The 1,861-nt window shown below is 72.6% G+C and carries 2 protein-coding genes; both read left to right on the forward strand.

The annotated features are described in order from the left end of the window. Window positions 1–238: 238 nt before the first annotated feature. Entirely contained in the window at window positions 239–808 is a 570-nt protein-coding gene (locus H5J30_RS30550) for a carboxymuconolactone decarboxylase family protein (RefSeq protein ID WP_181790693.1), read from the forward strand. Next, window positions 805–1,674: an RNA polymerase sigma-70 factor gene (locus tag H5J30_RS30555; protein ID WP_181790695.1), complete on the forward strand. Its 870-nt coding sequence runs from the start codon at window positions 805–807 to the stop codon at window positions 1,672–1,674. The genes H5J30_RS30550 and H5J30_RS30555 overlap by 4 nt, the downstream gene beginning before the upstream one ends. Window positions 1,675–1,861 lie beyond the last annotated feature (187 nt).

Consider the following 1,861-nt stretch of genomic DNA (forward strand, 5'->3'; position numbering starts at 1 on the left):
GGCGGCCGACAGAGCCGCGGCCGAACTCGCCGCCCTGGAAACCGAACCCGGCTCCTGAGACGGGCGAAAGGGCACGTACAGGTGAGACGGCGTGCGGCGGGTCCGTCGGGACGAGGACCGCGGTCCACGGTGGTACGGGCGTCGCCGAGCGGGGCTGAACCCGTCCGTCCCCGGGTGTCACGCGTGGTCGTCGGGCGGTGTCTGGATGAGCACCAGATCGTCTGACCAAGGAGAGATCGTGACGGTGCGTGTTCCCAAGGCGAAGCTTCCCCGCGAGCTGGAGGAAGTCATGGCGGCGCAGTTCAGCGGTGTGCCCGAGCCGGTGGAGGTCCTGTTCAACCATCCCGGGCTGGCCGCCGCCAACCTGGAGTTCTCGGCGAAGGTGACCTCGTGGCGGGTCGTCGACGCGAGCCTGAAGTCGTTCGCGCACATGGCTGTCGCCGCGCTCGTCGGGTGCAGCTGGTGCCTGGACGTCGGCTACTTCCAGGCGCAGCACGAGGACCTGGACCTGGCGAAGGCCAGCCAGGTGCCGCGGTGGCGGGACTCGGAGGTGTTCTCGCCGCTGGAGCGGGAGGTGATGGCGTACGCGGAGGCGATGTCGGTCACGCCGACGACCGTCACCGACGAGCAGTCGGCGAGCCTGCTGGCGCAGCTGGGCCGCGCCGGTCTCGTGGAGCTGACCGTGTTCGTCGCGTACGCCAACATGTCGACACGGGCGAACACGGCGCACGGGATCACCTCGCAGGGCTTCTCGGAGTCGTGCGAAGTCCCGCTGGCCGGTCGTCCGGAAGCCGCCGGCCGGGCATGACGACGGCGCCCGACGACCCGTTCGTCACCCACCGCGGCCTGCTCTTCACCGTCGCCTACGAGATCCTCGGCTCGGCGGCGGACGCGGAGGACGTCCTCCAGGAGTCCTGGCTGCGGTGGGCCGGCGCCGACCGGTCGCGGGTGCGGGACGCGCGGGCGTACCTCGTGCGGACCGTCACCCGGCAGGCGCTCAACCGCCTGCGGACGCTGTCGCGCCGGCGCGAGGACTACGTCGGCGAGTGGCTGCCGGAGCCGCTGCTCACGACGCACGACGTCGCCGAGGACGTCGTGCTCGCCGAGAGCGTGTCGATGGCGATGCTCACCGTGCTGGAGACGCTCGGGCCCACGGAGCGCGCGGTGTTCGTGCTCCGCGAGGTCTTCGACGTGCCGTACGGCGAGATCGCCGGAGCCGTCGGCAAGCCGGCGGCGACCGTGCGGCAGATCGCCCGGCGGGCCCGCGGCCACGTGGCGGCCCGCCGCCCGCGGGTGCGCGTCAGCCGGTCCGAGCAGCAGGCCGTGGTGGCACGGTTCCTCGCCGCGCTGCACACGGGGGAGTTGGGGGAGCTGCTGGAGGTCATGGCCCCGGACGTGGTCATGGTCGCCGACGGCGGCGGGATCGTGACCACCGCGCTCTCCCCGATCCGCGGCGCCCGCCAGGTGGCCGAGGTGCTGGCGACCGTGAACCGGGCGGCGCTGGAGTCCGCCGTCGTCTGGCTGAACGGTGCCCCCGCGGCCCGGCTCGCGTTCGGCGGCGAACCGGGGGCGGTGAGCCTGGAGCTGGCCGACGGCAAGATCAGCCGCATCTACGTCGTACGCAACCCGCACAAGCTCACCCGCCTCGACCACCCCGCGGAACTCACCAGATGACACGGACACCGCGGCCGGACCTCGGCCGGACCTCGGCCGGACCTCGGCCGGACCGGGGTCGGCCCCGGGTCCGGCCGCGGTGTCCGGTTTCAGCGGGTCGAAGAAGGTGCGGCTTCTGGGTAAATGGGTGGGGCAGCCCGGCCATTGCGACGACAGGGGCACTCCATGGACTCCGGGAAAGCTCGCC

The organism is Streptomyces phytophilus (assembly GCF_013870535.1).
Classification (GTDB): domain Bacteria; phylum Actinomycetota; class Actinomycetes; order Streptomycetales; family Streptomycetaceae; genus Streptomyces; species Streptomyces phytophilus.